Origin of the sequence: Brevibacterium ammoniilyticum (assembly GCF_038429965.1) — a bacterium.
Classification (GTDB): Bacteria; Actinomycetota; Actinomycetes; order Actinomycetales; family Brevibacteriaceae; genus Brevibacterium; species Brevibacterium ammoniilyticum.
The window spans coordinates 1-14,045 of the sequence record NZ_BAABNP010000021.1; the positions used below are offsets into that span (position 1 = coordinate 1).

Below are 14,045 nucleotides of genomic sequence, written 5' to 3' on the forward strand. Positions count from 1 at the left end.
AGCGCGCGCCGACTACACCCTTCAGGCCGCGATCGCCGCCTGATCCACAAAGAGATCGTCTACGAAACTTGACACAGCCCAACGCTTCCGATCTGACGCCTGGCTTCTGCGACCAGACCATCGATTTGACGAGTTATTTCGTTCCGATTGCAGTAAGTGCGTAGGAGCTCCACCGCAGGGCGAAGGCCCCGGACTTCACGGTTCGGGGCCTTCGTCGTTTCCGCTTCCGCCGGCAAGCCCCCACAGGCCCATTCTGTCTGGCGCCCTGGCTCATTCCGCCCGGTGCGCGGGCCCATTCTATGATTCCCGCCGCTCTCGCCGATCGCTACCCGCCGGTCGCCCGCACTCATTTCGACTTGCGCACCGGTCGAGCTCACCTGAGTCTCGAGAGCTCACTTCGTGAACTGAGCTCTCGAGACTCAAGTGAGCTCAAGTCCGCGCAGTGCCCGATTCCGGTTGGTTCGTGGTCGGGTTGGTGCCAGAACCCGGTCAGGGCCTGGTGCCTGAACCCGGCCGATTCCCGATTCCGACCGATCCTCACGTGAGGTGGGCGCTCGCTCCGGGTCCGTTGCGCCGGTCGCCGCGTCGCCAGTCCCGTCGGAGCCGAAGGATCAGGCGACAGAGGCTCAGGCGCCGGTGGCCTCGAGGTCGAGGAGGGTTCGCTTGCGTTCCTCACCCCACGCGTACCCGGTCAGGGAGCCGTTGGCGCCGATGACCCGGTGACAGGGGACGATGATGCTGATCGGGTTCTTCCCGTTCGCCGCCCCCACAGCCCGCGCGGCAGAGGGACGGTCGATCCACCCGGCCAGCTCGCCGTATCCGGCGGTGGCGCCGAAGGGAATCGTCGTCAGCGCCTCCCACACCTGCAGCTGGAAGTCCGTGCCCGAGGGTGCGAGCGGCAGATCGAAGGACTTCCGCTCCCCCGCGAAGTACTCAGCAAGCTGAGTGCGAGCACGAGCGAGCACCTCGAGTTCGGGGTCCTCGACCGCCTCGGCGCCCGTGCGCAGAGACAGCCTTTCGAGAACGGCGTCGAAGCCGTCGAGGTAGGCCCCGGTGAGATGCTCGCCGTCAGCGGTGAGGAGGATCTCCCCGACGGGCGAGTCGATGATCGCGTAGACGAGGACATTCGGGTTCGCCTTCGTGAAGTGCATGGTCGGTCCTTTCGTTGTCATGGCTGAAGATGAATATGGCCAGGAGTGATCCAGGCTGAGAGTTGTCATTATTGGGCCGGATTCTGGTGCGTTGCTCTGGCGTGGGCTGCCCACAGCAGGTGCGTCAGATATGACCGCCAAGGTCGGGCGGCCTCGAGCTGAGTGGGCGTGATCTCTCCGCCTGAGTCGGTGAGAGCGTCGAGGGCCTTCTTCACGCCGAGGTCGGAGGCGAGGAGGACGTCCGGGTCACCGAGTGCTCTCATCCGGATGTAGCCGACGCTCCACGGGCCGACCCCGGGAAGCTCGAGCAGCCGAGCGGCGGACTCCTCTCGATCGCATCCGGGTCCGAGGTCGATCTCCGAGGTGGCGAGGGCGGAGGCCAGCGCGCGGATGGTCTCGATCCGGCGCCGAGGCAGTGCCCACGAATCGTCGGGCCTCTCCGCGATCGCCTCGGCGGTGGGGAAGAGCCGATCGACGCCGCTGCCGGCCATATCCTCGGGCAGCGGTTCGCCGGCATCGTCGACGAGGCGGGTGAGATGGGTCCGGGCGGCACCGATCGAGATCTGCTGGCCGAGGACGGTGCGGATGGAGAGTTCGACGGGATCGCTGTGGCCCGGGGAGCGGATTCCCGGGACGAGGGCGACGAGACCACCGAAACCGGCGCCGGTGAGCGTCGCGTGGACGGCCGTCGGATCGGCGTCGAGGTCGAGGATGCGCCTGGCACGCGCGACGGCCGCGCCGATGTCGCGGGTGTCGGCGAGCTGGAGCCGGCAGGTGACGAAATTGCCGCTTCCGGCCGTCAGAGTGATGACGCCCGGCCCGTGTGCGAGACGCAGCGACCGGGTGTACCTCCCGTCGCCGACGTCTTCGATCCCGGGCACAGCCCGGTGCCGGAGATAGTTCAACTGGTGGTCGAAATCGAAGGGATGGCGGAACGCGAGACGCACGGCGATGTCCTCGGACTGCACACTCGCCGATCCGGTGCGCAGCTGCCCCGGGGCCACCCCGTACGTGTCCTTGAAGGTCTCGTTGAACTGGCGGATGCTCGCGAAGCCGGAGGCGAAGGCGACCTCGCTCATCGTCATCGCCGTCGATTCGACGAGGGTGCGGGCGGTGCGCACGCGTTCGCTGCGGGCCAGCGCCAGAGGTCCAGCCCCCAGTTCGGCGTGGAGGACGCGGCCGAGCTGCCGGCTGCTGTAGCCGAGTGCCGCAGCGAGACCGTCGACTCCCGACCGGTCGACGAGACCGTCGCGGATGAGGCGCATCGCGCGGGCGCTGACGTCGGCGCGGACATCCCAGTCGGGTGAGCCGGGACTGACATCGGGGCGGCACCGCTTGCATGCCCGGTACCCTGCTTCGACGGCGGCGGCCGCGGTCGGATAGAAGTCGACGTTCGTCCGCTTCGGGGTGCGCGCCGGACACGATGGGCGGCAGAAGATCCGGGTCGTCGACACGGCGGTGAAGAACATGCCGTCGAAGCGCGTGTCGCGTCCGGTGACCGCCTGATAGCACTGATCCGAGGTGAGCATGTCTCCATTCTGCTCCGCCCGCAGCCGTGCGGCTAGCGGTTTTCGGACATCGCAGTGTCGGGGACCAGGTGGGGCACGATCCGGACGAGGGCGACCATGACGAGCAGCTCGACGAGCGTCTGGGTGACGACGGCGGCCGACCCGAGGCCGTCGCCGTCGACGGCCCGGACGAGGGGCAGCATGACGAGCGAATTGCGGGTCACGCCGGTGAAGATGAGCGCTCGCCGCTCCCCCACCTCGGCGAGGGACCAGGCACCGAGACCCCAGCCGAGGATCGTCATGACGACGGCGAAGAGGACGCAGACGACGGCGACGATGCCGAGATCGGCCAGGTGGGGGACGACGGATCGGATCTCGGAGGCGGCGACGGCGAAGAGGGTGAGGAGCATGAGCGGCATCATCGCCGTCGATGCCGCACCCCGGACCCCGCGGACGATGCGTGAACGTGTGGACCCGAGCTGGACGAGGAGGGCGGCGGCGAGCGGCAGGACGATGAAGAGCGTGAGCGCGGTGAGGAACGGACCCGGGGTGATGAGCTCGGGAGCGGAGTCTCCGGCGATGACACCGAGCCACACGGGCAGGAGGAGGATCTGGACGATCATGAGCACCGGGGTCAGTGCCAGGAGCTTCTCGCTCGCACCGCCGGCCAGCCCGGTGAAGACGATGACGTAGTCGATGCACGGGGTGAGGAGGACGATGAGGACGGGGACGGCGACCGTGGCGGGCAGCGGCACGATCGTGTGGAGAGCCCAGACGAGCAGCGGGACGATGAGGAAGTTCGCCATGAGGACGACCGCGGCGAATCGGAGGTTCGCCGTCGCCGGCCCGAGGGTGCGCAGGGGAATGTCGATGAAGGTCGTGAACAGCAGGAGGACGAGGAGCGGGGTGACGAGGGCAGAGGCGACCAAGGCGGCCGAAGGAAGGAGTGCCCCCGCCAGCACGCCGAGGGCGACCGCGCCGAGGCAGGCCGCCGTCTGGTGCGCGGTGAGCCGGTCGATGGTGCGGAGGGGGCTCTGTCCTCTGCTCATGCGACGATCCGGGTCCGGTCCCCGGGCCGTGGTTCGGGCATCCGCTGAGCGTCCTCCCATGCCGCCGCAAGGCGCGGGGCGACCTGGGCGAGGTCCGCCTCGGCGACGGTGTAGGGCACGCGCACCCAGCGGTCGAGTCCCCCGACCGGGGCGAAGTTCGGCCCCGAGGCGAGGGTGAGGCCATGGGAGAGGGCGGCGGTGACGAGTGCCCCGGAGCGCTCCTCGGGCAGGCGCACCCACAGTGCCATGCCGCCGGACGGGACGGTGATGTGCCAGCTCGGCAGGGCCTGCCCGAGATCGCGCACGAGGCGATCGCGGGCGGCGGTGAGACGCGTGCGCATCTGGTCGAGGATCGCGTCCTGGTCGTCCATCAGCTCGATCGCGACGAGCTGTTCGAGCACGGGTGCGCCGAGGTCGAGGGTGAGCCGGACTCCCGCCGCCTCGTCCATCCGGCGCCCGGGCACGCGCATCCAGCCGATGCGCAGTCCGCCCCAGAAGATCTTGCTCGTGCTGCCGACCGTGATCGCATCGGGGACGAACGCGCCGAGCGGAGTCTGCGGCTCGGTGCCGTCGAGTCCGAGTTCGACGAGGGATTCGTCGATGACGGGCACGACCTGGGACCGGGCGAGCTCTTCGGCGAGTTCGGCCCGCTGCGCATCAGGCATGAGTGCGCCCGTGGGATTGTGGAAGTCGGGGATGAGGTAGGCCGCGCGCACTCGTCCGTCACGCATCGACTGGCCCATCGCCGGAACATCCCAGTGGTGCCCGGCTTCGGTGACCTCGAGCGGGTAGGGGACGATGCGGGCGCCTGCGGCGGCGATCGTCGCGATCGCGTTGGGGTAGCTCGGGCTCTCGACGAGGACTCCCCCGGAGCCGCCGAGCAGAGCCCGGATGCCGATGGCAGCCCCGCCCAGGGCACCCGAGGTGATGAGGACCTCGTCCGGATGCGTGCGCAGTCCGCGGCGGGTGTACCTCTCGGCGATGATCTCGCGCAGCTGCGGGATTCCCGAGGGGTAGTACCCGGTGCCGGGCAGGTAAGCGTGGAGCTTCGACAGGGCCCGGTCGTAGGCGTCGAGCACGCCGATCGGGGCGAGCGTCGCCGTGCATGTGAGGTCGATGCCGCCGGGCTGCGGTCCGGCCGGTGCGAGGAGGTGGTCGATCCGGCCGCCGGGGACCTGCGGGAGTTCGACGAGGCTGCCGGAGCCGCGGCGGGTGCGCACATAGCCGAGCTCCCGCAGCCGGGAGTAGGCGCGCGTCGAGGTGGTGCGGGAGAGGCCGAGCGCCGCGGCGAGTTCGCGCTCGCTCGGCAGTCGGACACCGACGGGGATGCGGCCGTCGGTGATCGCTCGGGCGATCGTCGCGGCCAGCGACTCGTAGGCAGGCGGCTGCCACGGTCCGGTGCCGATGAGGGCGGCGAGCCGCCTCGCACTCATCGCAGTCGTCATGGGGCCCCTTTCGTCATGGAACCACTTTCCTGCAATTGGCTCTTTTCCGCAATGCCAATCTGCGCGACGATGGGGTGGACAGCCCGACCACGATGCCCAAGGACCACTCGATGTCATCCTCGCCCGCGCCTCGGCGCGAACTCGCCAACGTCGGCCCGCTCCAGCAGCTCGCCGGCGGCCGTCTCGTCAGGCGCCTCGCCCAGCTCATGCTCGGCCTCTACCTCTACGGCGCCTCGATGGCCCTCGTCGTCGTCTCCGGGCTCGGGATGATCCCGTGGGATGTCCTCCACTCGGGCATTCTCCGCCACGTCCCGCTGACCTTCGGCACGATCATCACGATCACCTCGGTGCTCGTCCTCCTCGCCTGGATCCCGCTCAAGCAGCAGCCGGGACTCGGCACCCTGCTCAACGCCCTGACGATCGGCCCGGCGCTCGACCTCACCCTGCTCTTCCTCCCCCGCACCGAGGTGCTCGCCTGGAACATCGTGTTCCTCGTCGCAGGCGTCGTGCTCAACGGCGTCGCCTCGGCGATGTACATCGGCTCCCAGTTCGGACCTGGGCCCAGGGACGGCCTCATGACCGGGCTCTCCCGTGTCACCGGACGGTCGATCCGACTCGTGCGCACCCTCATCGAGGTCACCGTCGTAGCCATGGGCTGGGCGCTCGGCGGGGTCGTCGGCATCGGCACCGCCCTCTACGCGGTGAGCATCGGACCGATCACGCAGGCCCTCCTGCCGTTCTTCACCGTCGAGCTGCGGCCACGGGAGCAGGGCGAGCGGGACGGATGAATGCCGCCGGCCGGCTGTCCGCACTGGACAGCCGGCCGGTCGGTGTCGTCACCGGTCAGGTGAGTCTCACTCCATGGTGAGGGAGTGTCACTCCATGGTGTCGAGGATGTCGATGAGGTCCTCGTACGTCGTCAGTGGGTTGACGATCGCGAAGCGGGCGTTCGGCTGACCCTTGTGCGAGCTGGGGACGACGAAGGCCCGCTGCTCTTCGAGGAGCTTGTCCGACCACGCATCGTAGTCCTCCCGGCTCCAGCCGACACGTTCGAAGACGACGACGGAGAGTTCGGGGTCGCGGACGAGGCGGAGGTTCGGGCGTTTCTTGATCTCCGTGCCGATCTGACGGGCGAGGTCGATCGAGTGGCTGATCGCAGCCCGGTAGGTCTCGGCGCCGTAGCTGGCCAGGGAGAACCACAGGGGAAGCCCGCGGGGGCGACGGGTGAGCTGGATCGCGTAGTCCGAGGGGCTCCACTCATCGGATTCGGTGAGCGTGTCGAGGTACTCGGCGTGTTGAGTGTGGGCGCGACGTCCGTTGCGCGGGTCCCGGTAGATGAGCGCGCAGGCGTCGAACGGGGCGAACAACCACTTGTGCGGGTCGACGATGACGGAGTCGGCGTCCTCGACGCCTTTGAACTTGTGCTTGGCCAGCGGGGAGAGCATGGCCGCAAGCCCGTAGGCGCCGTCGATGTGGAGCCAGAAGTCGAACTCCTTCTTCAGCTTCGCGATCCCGGCGATGTCGTCGATCGTGCCGAAGTTCGTCGTCCCCGAGGTGGCGACGACGGCGATGACGGCGTCGCCGTGCTCTTCGAGGGCTTCGCGCACGCCTTCGGGGCGGAGGATGCCGTCCTCGCCGGTGGCCACGGGGGCGACGTCGACGTCCATGACGGCGGCGGCCGAAGCGACGGAGGAATGCGCCTCGGCGCTGCAGACGATGACCCACCGGCCCGGCCGCTTGTCGCCGAGTTTCGCCTTCTGCGCCTCACGCGCGGCGACGAGGGCGGAGAGGTTGCCGATCGTTCCGCCCTGGACGAAGACGCCGCCGGCGGACTTCGGCAGCCCGAATTCGGAGGCGAGCCAGCTGAGGACCTCGTTCTCAGCGTGGACGACTCCGGCGCCTTCGAGCCAGGATCCGCCGTAGAGCGCGCTCGCGGAGACGACGAGGTCGAAGGCGACCGCGGCCTTCGTCGGGGCACTCGGGATGAAGGAGAGGTACTTCGGGTGGTCGGTGGTGATGCAGGCGGGGGCGAAGATGTGCTCGAAGATCGCCAGCGCCCGGGACGATCCGACGCCCTCCTCGCTGATCGTCGGCCCGGCGAGGCGGGTGAGCTCGGAGTCCTTCATCGGATGGTCGAGCGGGGTGTCGACGGACAGGGTCCGACGGCGGGAGTAGTCGAGCACGAGGTTGACGAGATTGCGGGTCTCATCGGAGACGACGTGCATGCGGGAATGGAGATCGGGGTTCATGGGTGCCTCCGAGGGCGAGTGCGAGGTGTTCATCCGTTCGAGGATATCCGCTGCGCGCCCGAAACCCGACCCGAGCACGGGCTGCTTCTCAACTGCACGGAGAATCGCCGCCGCCGAAATCGCAAGTTCTGACTTCTCATCACAAATGCTTGCGATAGTCGCAGGCACTGCGGTAGGTTCGGGGCATGGCCACCACGATCGCCGCACGGGCGCGGGAATCCGTCGCCGGCAGCGGCCTGTCGCAGCGCCGCCTGGCTGAGGCCATCGGCATCGACGAGACGAAGCTGTCGAAGTCCCTCTCAGGTCGGCGCAAGTTCACCGCCGAGGAACTCCTCGGCCTCGCGACCGCGACCGGAGTGACCGTGCGGTGGCTGCTCGGCGACGAATCGACCGTCTCCGCTGTGCCCACGGGACTGCGGTCCGTCACCCCGGTCACCGAGTCCGATGAGAGCTCACCGCGCAGGCTCATCGTCGAGACCGCCTGGGATCTCTTCGCCCGTCGCGGATACGACGCCGTGCGCATCGCCGACATCGCCGAGGCGGCCGGGGTCTCGAGTGCGGCCGTGCACTATCACTTCGCCGGGAAGTCCGAGCTCTTCGACGCGACTCTCGAGTTCTCCGTCAAACTCGCCTTCGACCGGCAGGTCGCGTGGCTCGACGAGATCGTCTCCCCGCGCAGACGGCTCGAACGCCTCCTCGAACTCCAGTCCCCCATCGGCCCCCGTGCCCGGGCGGAATGGTCGATCTGGATCCAGACGTGGAGCCGTCTCGCCCTCGAGGACCCGGGCGAGTCGGCCTATCCGGCAGGCTACGACCGCTGGTCGCGGACGGTGCGGGCGACGATCGTCGACGGGCAGGACCGCGGGGTCTTCCGCCTCGGCGATCCTGAGCTCATCACCGACGAGCTCACCTCAGTCCTCGACGGCCTCGGCATCAAGGTCGTCACCGGGATCATGGACGTGCCCACCTTCCGCGACCGCCTCGACGCCTACCTGCACCGTGCCGTCTTCACCGCCGATACGCCGCCCGCCATCGAACCGACAACAGCCCATCCATCGACTGACGAGGAGTCATCATGAATCGCAAGGTCATTCTCACGTGCGCCGTCACCGGCGCCGGCGACACGACGAGTAAGAGCGAGCACGTGCCCGTCACTCCCGAGGAGATCGCCGCAGATGCGATCGCCGCCGCCCGGGCCGGAGCCTCGGTCGTCCACATCCATGTCCGCGATCTCGAGACGAAGCAGGGTTCGCGCGAGGTCGCCTACTATCGGGAGGTCGTCCGGCTCGTCCGGGCCTCCGACGTCGACCCCGTCATCAACCTCACTGCGGGCATGGGCGGGGACCTCGTCATCGATCCGCAGGATCCGACGACGCACATGCCCGGCACCGACCTCGTCAACGCCCTCGAACGCCTCCCCCACGTCGAGGAGCTGCTGCCGGAGATCTGCACCCTCGACTGCGGATCGCTCAACTTCGGCGAGGGATCGAACATCTACGTCTCGACCCCGGACATGCTCCGGGAGGGGTCGAAGAAGATCCAGACGCTGGGGGTGCGTCCCGAGCTCGAGATCTTCGACACCGGCAACCTCTGGTTCGCCAACGTGCTCGTCGAGGAGGGGCTCATCGATCCCCCGCCGCTCTACCAGCTGTGCATGGGCATCCCCTACGGTGCCCCCGTCGATGCGGGCCTGCTCCAGGCGATGGTCCATCTGCTGCCCAAGGGAGCGCAGTTCACGTCGTTCGCGATCGGCCGTGACCAGCTGCCGTGGGTGGCCCAGTCCGTGCTCGCCGGGGGTCATGCCCGGGTCGGACTCGAGGACAATCTCTACCTGTCCAAGGGCGTCAAGGCGACGAATGCCGCCCTGACCGACCGTGCCGTCTCGATCATCGAGGACCTCGGTGCCGAGGTCGCCACCCCCGCTGAGGCGCGCGAGATCCTCGATCTGCGCGTCCAGACCTCGACTGCGATGGGAGCCGATCTGTGACCGACTTCCCCTCCTTCCCTGCTCCCGAGTCCGTCCGGACGATCACGTGCATCGGGGCGGGCACGATCGGCGGCGGCTGGGTCGCGTACTTCCTCGCCCGCGGGTTCACCGTCAAGGTGTGGGATCCCGATCCCAACGCCGGGGAGAAGCTCTCCAGCCTCATCGATGCCGCCTGGCCTGCCCTGGCCGCCCTCGACATGGTCGACGGTGCAAACAAGACCGCGTGGACGATCCACACCGATCTCGCCGAGGCGGTCGCGGGTACCGAGTTCGTCCAGGAGTCGGCGCCGGAGAACCTCGACCTCAAACGTCAGCTCTTCGCCGACATCGACGCCCTCACCCCCGCCTCGGTGATCATCGGATCATCGACCTCGGGATATGGGATGACGGAGATGGCCACCGAGGTGGCCAGGCCCGAGCGCTTCGTCGTCGGGCACCCGTTCAACCCGCCCTATCTCATCCCGCTCGTCGAGGTCGTCGGCGGTGAGGACACGTCTGCCGAAGCCGTCGACTGGGCGGCTGAGTTCTACGACCTCATTGGCAAGTCGGTCATCCGCATGGACCGCGAGGTTCCCGGCTTCATTGCCAACCGCCTCCAGGAGGCGCAGTGGCGCGAGGCCCTGCACATGGTCGCAGCCGGTGAGGCGACCGTCGAGCAGATCGACCGGTCGATCACGGACGGACCGGGTCTGCGTTGGCCCTTCCAGGGGCCGATGCTCACCTTCCACCTCGCCGGTGGTCCGGGCGGGATGGGGCACATGCTCGACCACTTCGGGCCCTCGCTGAAGTCCCCGTGGACGAGGCTCGAGGCCCCCGAGCTGACGACCAGGCTGCGCGATGACGTCGTCGCCGGGTGCGAGGAGGAGAGTGGGACGCGTTCGATCGCCGATCTCGTCGCCGAACGCGATGCCGGGATCGTCGCACTGCGGAAGCTCATCGCTGGCAGGTCGCTGTCAGCGGTTCCGGCCGCACCAGACGCTCCGGCGGCTCCGGATGTTCCGGCGGCTCCGGAGTCTGCCGCCGCCTCGGCGAAGGCGACTGCTCAGGGCCGGGAGCTTGCTGACTATTCGACACCGGTGCGTGAGGACTGGATCGACTACAACGGGCACCTGTCCGAGGCGTTCTACGTCCTCGTCTTCGGGTTCGCGACCGATCAGGTCATGGACGAGCTCGGGCTCGATGCCGCGTACCGTGAGGCGAGCGACTGCTCCCTCTACACCGTCGAATCGCACGTTCGGTACCTCGACGAGGTGTCCCTCGGGTCGACGCTGGTCGTCCGTCCGCGTCTCGTGTCGGCCGGTTCGAAGAAGCTCCATCTCGCCTATGAGATGCTCGTCGACGATCGGGTCGTCGCGACCGAGGAGATCCTCGCCCTCCACGTCGACCAGAACGCGGACCGGGCCGTCGGGTTCCCGCCCGCGATCGCTGCCCGCATCGCCGAGGTGGCGACGTCCACCCCGGATTGGAGTGGTCGCAGCATCGGCTGAGCGTGGCCGGACCGACCGAGCAGAATCCTGTCCGGGGGTACCGGATCAGGGTCAGCTACGCTCCGCGGACCGGGCACTTTCGGCACCAAATCATACCTCTGCCTCTATTCGGCACTTTGAGCTCTATTCGGCACCTTGAGCGCTGCTTCCGCGGTGACGCTCTCCACGCACCACCCGGAGCGTTACCCCTACACGTGCACAGGTAGGACGTCGTGCTCCGGGTGGTGCAAGGCAAATTCGCGCTGCGCCTCAGCGGCCAATCCGGCCACCTTCTCGTTCCGGCACACCAGCGCAAGGGCGCGCTCACGCATTGGGCGAGAACGCGGTGCCGGCGCCGCGGCGGCGGATCGTCGGCACGAGGACGTTCTCGCTCTCGCCCGAGACTCCGGTCGGTGCCGATTTTCCGCACGGCAGGGTCGACCCCGCAGCGGACTCGGTGCGCTCGGCGCCGCCGACCGGGCTGAACGCAGCGGTGTGCGCGGCCTTCGAGGCCCGCACCTGCTCGCGGAGCACCTCGGCGCTGTCGTGGCCGATGATGGAGAATCCGCCGTCGACGATCATGTCGAGGTCCGCCTCGGCGTCCTGACCTTCACTCGTGAGGTAGTCGCCGAGGAAGAGTGAGTTCGCGACATGGAGCGCCAGCGGCTGGAGGGTGCGCAGGTGCATCTCCCTCCCGCCGGCGATCCGCAGTTCGCTGTCCGGGCACATGAGGCGCACGGCGCAGAGGATGCGCAGGCACTTCTGCGGGGTGAGCTCATAGGTGCCCGCGAGCGGTGTGCCGTCGAAGGGGATGAGGAAGTTGACGGGGATGGAGTCGGATCCGAGTGCGCGGAGGGCCTCGATCGCCTCGACGATCTGCTCGTCGCTCTCCCCCATGCCCACGATCAGCCCCGAGCACGGGGAGAGACCGGCAGTGTGTGCCCGGTCGACCGTGTCGACGCGGTCGGCGAAGGTATGGGTCGAACAGATCTCCGCGTAGTTCGATTCGGCGGTGTTGAGGTTGTGGTTGTAGGCATCGACCCCGGCCGTGCGCAGGCGTTCGGCCTGGCCGTCCTTGAGGAAGCCGAGACATGCGCAGACCTCGACGCCGGGGTTGTTCGCCTTGATGTCCTCGGTCATCGAGGCCACCCGATCGACGTCGCGGTTCGAAGGTCCGCGACCGCTGGCGACGAGGCACACCCGGGACGCTCCCCCGGCGAGACCGAACTCCGCCTGCCGGCGTGCTTCCTCGCCGGGCAGCCACGAGTACTTGAGGATCTCCGTGTCCGAACCCAGACGTTGGGAGCAGTAGCCGCAGTCCTCGGGGCACAGCCCCGACTTGAGATTGACGAGGTAGTTGACCTTGACCGAGTCGCCGAAGTGGTGGCGCCGGACCCGCCCGGCGGTGGCGACCAGCTCGAGGAGGTCGTCGTCGGAGGAGCGGAGGATCTCTAGGGCGTCGGCGGCGCTCGCCGCGGTGCCGGCGCAGGCGCGATCGGCCATCAGGGTGAAATTCGGCATGAGCCGATCATTGAACAGTGTTCAGGAGATGTCAACAACGACTCGCGGGAATCGTTGCGTCCCCGCGGGGACGCGTCGGTCGGACGGAGATCCTCTCAGGCATTCGTGTCAGGAATCGAGAAGCGGACACCGAGGCGGCGAAGCTATCCTGGAATCGACGGCCCCCGAGCCTGCCGACCGTTCCCAATTGAGGAGAGCCATGACCACGACGACGCAGACGGCGATCGACTTCGACGCCGAGGTGACCACTCGCGGTGACCGCACGATCGTCCTCCTGCCCGCTGAGGCCAGTGCGCAGCTGCCCTCCCGTGGTCAGGTGGCCGCCGAGGCGGTCGTCGCCGGCACCGAGTTCCCCACCGTCATCGAACCCGATGGGATGCGCGGGCACTGGCTCAACCTCGATGACCTCGAGGAGCTGCGCGACGGTGAGACCGTGACGGTGTCCTTGACTCCGACCAAGGCATGGCCTGAGGTCGTCGTGCCCGACGATCTGCAGGCGGCACTCGATGAGGCCGGAGATCTCGACGACACGTGGGCGGGTCTCACTCCGATGGCTCGCTGGGAGTGGGTGCGGTGGATCAAGGCCACGAAGAACCCTGCGACTCGGGAGAAGCGCGTCGGTGTGGCCATCGACAAGCTCGAGAACGGCAAGCGGCGCCCCTGCTGTTTCGATCTGTCCTCGTGCACGGATCCGGAGCTGTCGAAGAGCGGGAAGCTCATCGGATTGAGCTGAGGCGGCGCCACAGCAATTCTGCGAAGCGTCGTCGCGTCTGCCTGAGATCAGCTGACTGCGATCACGGAGGACGCGTAGACCGTGCCTGGCCTCGAGCGATCACGCCGCATCGCATCGATCGCGATGGTCGGAATCGCTTGCAGCCCTGCCATGGCAAGCTCCTCGTCGAGCTCCGCGAGGTCGCGCACACGCACCGTCCCCGGGAGACGCTGCCCTGCTCGTTCTCCCCAGCATTCGAATCGAAAACCGTCGGCCTCGGCCAACTGTGCGCAGACGATATCCGCGTCTGGGGAAACGATCTCGATGTCCATGGACTATGAGTACCACCGGGCAGACAGACTGCGCGGTCGCCGCTTCACATGTAGTCGCAGCCACTCCGAGGTAGGCACTCCGAAGGGGTCAGTCGCCGCTGCGCGCGATCGCCCACGACATCTGGACGAGCGGAATCTGCAAAGGCAGCCTGGCCAGGGCGATCGCGCGACCTTTCGGTGACTTCCAGTGCTTGGCCACGGTGTAGATGTTCGCGGGATAGACGGCGACCATGAGCGCTGCCGTCGCCGCGCCGCCGAGGCGCCGGGTTGCGGGAACGGCGAGGAGTGCCGCGCACCCGAGTTCGGCGACACCGCTCGCGTAGGTCCACGCACGGCGATTGCCGAGGCTGGGCGGAACGATCGAATCGAACGGCTTGGGCCGAAGGAAGTGCATGGTCCCGGCGAACCCGAGAAGACCGGTCATGAAGACTGTGCGGGCGTTCGTCGAGGTGGCGGTCGATCGACCTCCGAGTGTTTTGGTCATGCACACGATTGTGCCCGAGAACATCCGATGAAGAGCATTCATTCCGGCGAGGTGCCTTGCCTCCACAGCCTTCACACGCCGCGCCGTCGACGCCTCAGACTCGGCACGGTGGCTGCCACCGTCCTACGATGAACTCACAGG

General features: G+C 68.0%; 13 protein-coding genes. 5 read left to right on the top strand and 8 right to left on the bottom strand.

From position 1 onward, the window contains the following. Nucleotides 1–626: 626 nt before the first annotated feature. From AAHA49_RS16575 to yczR, 4 genes are all read right to left on the bottom strand, one after another. Nucleotides 627–1,151: a methylated-DNA--[protein]-cysteine S-methyltransferase gene (locus AAHA49_RS16575; protein WP_342039028.1), complete on the bottom strand. Its 525-nt coding sequence runs from the start codon at nt 1,149–1,151 to the stop codon at nt 627–629. A 68-nt stretch (nt 1,152–1,219) separates the two neighbouring features. Next, the gene (locus AAHA49_RS16580) at nt 1,220–2,680 is read right to left on the bottom strand and encodes an Ada metal-binding domain-containing protein (RefSeq protein WP_342039029.1); all 1,461 of its coding nucleotides are present in this window, start codon (nt 2,678–2,680) and stop codon (nt 1,220–1,222) included. A 32-nt stretch (nt 2,681–2,712) separates the two neighbouring features. Next, nucleotides 2,713–3,708, bottom strand: a complete 996-nt coding sequence (locus AAHA49_RS16585; RefSeq protein ID WP_342039030.1) for an arsenic resistance protein — start codon at nt 3,706–3,708, stop codon at nt 2,713–2,715. Further along, entirely contained in the window at nt 3,705–5,153 is a 1,449-nt protein-coding gene (yczR, locus tag AAHA49_RS16590; RefSeq protein ID WP_342039031.1) for a MocR-like transcription factor YczR, read from the bottom strand. The genes AAHA49_RS16585 and yczR overlap by 4 nt, the downstream gene beginning before the upstream one ends. Nucleotides 5,154–5,263: 110 nt before the next feature. On the opposite strand from yczR, the gene yczE reads away from it, so the two are divergent. Beyond that, nucleotides 5,264–5,941 (top strand): membrane protein YczE, encoded by a 678-nt coding sequence (gene yczE, locus AAHA49_RS16595; RefSeq protein ID WP_342039032.1) that lies wholly within the window; start codon nt 5,264–5,266, stop codon nt 5,939–5,941. A gap of 87 nt (nt 5,942–6,028) precedes the next feature. Here yczE and AAHA49_RS16600 read toward each other — a convergent pair whose 3' ends face one another. Next, the gene (locus AAHA49_RS16600; RefSeq protein ID WP_342039033.1) at nt 6,029–7,402 is read right to left on the bottom strand and encodes a pyridoxal phosphate-dependent decarboxylase family protein; all 1,374 of its coding nucleotides are present in this window, start codon (nt 7,400–7,402) and stop codon (nt 6,029–6,031) included. A gap of 185 nt (nt 7,403–7,587) precedes the next feature. On the opposite strand from AAHA49_RS16600, the gene AAHA49_RS16605 reads away from it, so the two are divergent. Genes AAHA49_RS16605 through AAHA49_RS16615 form a run of 3 tightly spaced genes read left to right on the top strand, consistent with a single transcriptional unit; the run spans nt 7,588 to nt 10,876 of the window. After that, nucleotides 7,588–8,481: a TetR family transcriptional regulator gene (locus tag AAHA49_RS16605; RefSeq protein WP_342039034.1), complete on the top strand. Its 894-nt coding sequence runs from the start codon at nt 7,588–7,590 to the stop codon at nt 8,479–8,481. Beyond that, nucleotides 8,478–9,389 (top strand): beta-keto acid cleavage family enzyme, encoded by a 912-nt coding sequence (locus tag AAHA49_RS16610; RefSeq protein ID WP_342039035.1) that lies wholly within the window; start codon nt 8,478–8,480, stop codon nt 9,387–9,389. The genes AAHA49_RS16605 and AAHA49_RS16610 overlap by 4 nt, the downstream gene beginning before the upstream one ends. Next, nucleotides 9,386–10,876 (top strand): 3-hydroxyacyl-CoA dehydrogenase NAD-binding domain-containing protein, encoded by a 1,491-nt coding sequence (locus tag AAHA49_RS16615; protein WP_342039036.1) that lies wholly within the window; start codon nt 9,386–9,388, stop codon nt 10,874–10,876. Before AAHA49_RS16610 ends, AAHA49_RS16615 begins: the two co-directional genes overlap by 4 nt. 303 nt (nt 10,877–11,179) lie before the next feature. Here the strand turns inward: AAHA49_RS16615 and bioB are convergent, their stop codons facing one another. Then, a complete protein-coding gene (bioB, locus tag AAHA49_RS16620; RefSeq protein WP_342039037.1) occupies nt 11,180–12,376 on the bottom strand; it encodes a biotin synthase BioB in 1,197 nt (398 codons plus the stop codon). Between the two features lie 199 nt (nt 12,377–12,575). Between bioB and AAHA49_RS16625 the strand changes: the two genes are divergently transcribed. Beyond that, nucleotides 12,576–13,109 carry a YdeI/OmpD-associated family protein gene (locus tag AAHA49_RS16625; protein WP_342039038.1) on the top strand — a complete coding sequence of 178 codons (534 nt, stop codon included), beginning with the start codon at nt 12,576–12,578 and terminating at the stop codon, nt 13,107–13,109. 47 nt (nt 13,110–13,156) lie between these two features. Here the strand turns inward: AAHA49_RS16625 and AAHA49_RS16630 are convergent, their stop codons facing one another. After that, complete coding sequence (locus AAHA49_RS16630) at nt 13,157–13,420, bottom strand: hypothetical protein (protein ID WP_342039039.1); 264 nt, start codon at nt 13,418–13,420, stop codon at nt 13,157–13,159. Between the two features lie 88 nt (nt 13,421–13,508). Beyond that, nucleotides 13,509–13,904 carry a DoxX family protein gene (locus tag AAHA49_RS16635; protein ID WP_342039040.1) on the bottom strand — a complete coding sequence of 132 codons (396 nt, stop codon included), beginning with the start codon at nt 13,902–13,904 and terminating at the stop codon, nt 13,509–13,511. Nucleotides 13,905–14,045 lie beyond the last annotated feature (141 nt).

Excerpts from the sequence above, each read along its gene's own strand:
- AAHA49_RS16605 (WP_342039034.1), top strand. The coding sequence starts at position 7,588 with ATGGCCACCACGATCGCCGCACGGGCGCGGGAATCCGTCGCCGGCAGC.
- AAHA49_RS16610 (WP_342039035.1), top strand. The coding sequence starts at position 8,478 with ATGAATCGCAAGGTCATTCTCACGTGCGCCGTCACCGGCGCCGGCGAC.
- yczE (WP_342039032.1), top strand. The coding sequence starts at position 5,264 with ATGTCATCCTCGCCCGCGCCTCGGCGCGAACTCGCCAACGTCGGCCCG.
- AAHA49_RS16600 (WP_342039033.1), bottom strand. The coding sequence starts at position 7,402 with ATGAACCCCGATCTCCATTCCCGCATGCACGTCGTCTCCGATGAGACC.
- yczR (WP_342039031.1), bottom strand. The coding sequence starts at position 5,153 with ATGACGACTGCGATGAGTGCGAGGCGGCTCGCCGCCCTCATCGGCACC.
- AAHA49_RS16580 (WP_342039029.1), bottom strand. The coding sequence starts at position 2,680 with ATGCTCACCTCGGATCAGTGCTATCAGGCGGTCACCGGACGCGACACG.
- bioB (WP_342039037.1), bottom strand. The coding sequence starts at position 12,376 with ATGCCGAATTTCACCCTGATGGCCGATCGCGCCTGCGCCGGCACCGCG.
- AAHA49_RS16635 (WP_342039040.1), bottom strand. The coding sequence starts at position 13,904 with ATGACCAAAACACTCGGAGGTCGATCGACCGCCACCTCGACGAACGCC.
- AAHA49_RS16575 (WP_342039028.1), bottom strand. The coding sequence starts at position 1,151 with ATGCACTTCACGAAGGCGAACCCGAATGTCCTCGTCTACGCGATCATC.
- AAHA49_RS16625 (WP_342039038.1), top strand. The coding sequence starts at position 12,576 with ATGACCACGACGACGCAGACGGCGATCGACTTCGACGCCGAGGTGACC.
- AAHA49_RS16630 (WP_342039039.1), bottom strand. The coding sequence starts at position 13,420 with ATGGACATCGAGATCGTTTCCCCAGACGCGGATATCGTCTGCGCACAG.
- AAHA49_RS16585 (WP_342039030.1), bottom strand. The coding sequence starts at position 3,708 with ATGAGCAGAGGACAGAGCCCCCTCCGCACCATCGACCGGCTCACCGCG.